At 34.0% G+C, this 874-nt stretch carries 1 protein-coding gene; it reads left to right on the top strand.

All coding sequences use genetic code 11. The features are described from left to right. A partial coding sequence (locus tag ACFQ2O_RS21890; protein WP_377533086.1) for an AAA family ATPase occupies window positions 1-874 on the top strand: 874 nt, incomplete at both ends.

Below are 874 nucleotides of genomic sequence, written 5' to 3'. Positions count from 1 at the left end.
GGAAATTTTCAAAATAGAAGACAAATACCAAAAAGGGATTTAAAGGAATCATTTAACAAACCTAATGAAGGGCATTATAGACAATGGTTTTGTGAATGGTTTTTACAATTTAACACTCTATTCTTAAATGGGGAAGGACGAATGTACTTAACGCATGAGCAATCAGCAGGTAACCTCCAAACGCCGCCAGAAAATAGTTTAAGTGCTCTATTTAGAGATGATAAAAAACGCTCTGAAGTGAGACGTATAATTCTTGATGCATTTAACATGTATTTTGTAATTGATCCTACTGACCTTGGGAAACTTAAGGTCAAACTCTCTGAAGAGGCTCCAAAATCAGAATTAGAGGAAAGAGGAATACATCATGAAGCTGTTGAGTTCCACAAAAAAGCAAAATCAATTCAGCAATTGAGTGATGGAGTGAAAGCTTTTACGGGAATCATTTTAGAAATTATTTCAGGGGATCCAATGATACTTCTTATTGATGAGCCTGAAGCCTTCCTTCATCCTTCTTTATCTTTCAAACTTGGCAAAGAGGTAGCAATTTCAGCATCAGAACAGAAGAAAAATGTTTTTGTATCTACTCATAGTTCTAACTTTTTGATGGGATGTGTACAATCTGGAGTTCCATTAAATATTGTAAGGCTTACTTATTCACAAAATATAGGGACAGCTAGATTGCTTCCAAGTAACAAGCTATTAACATTAATGAGGAATCCACTTATGCGCTCAACTGGAGTTATAAATGGGTTATTTTATGAAGCTGTTATTGTAACAGAATCAGATGCTGACAGGGCCTTTTATCAAGAAATTAATGATAGACTATTAAAATATTTCCCTAAGTATGGCATTTCTAATTGTTTATTTATCAATG

The organism is Pontibacter rugosus (assembly GCF_042678745.1).
In the GTDB taxonomy this organism is placed as follows: domain Bacteria; phylum Bacteroidota; class Bacteroidia; order Cytophagales; family Hymenobacteraceae; genus Pontibacter; species Pontibacter rugosus.
The sequence above is the reverse complement of the archived record's forward strand: the minus strand, read 5'-3'. Positions and strand labels throughout refer to the sequence as shown.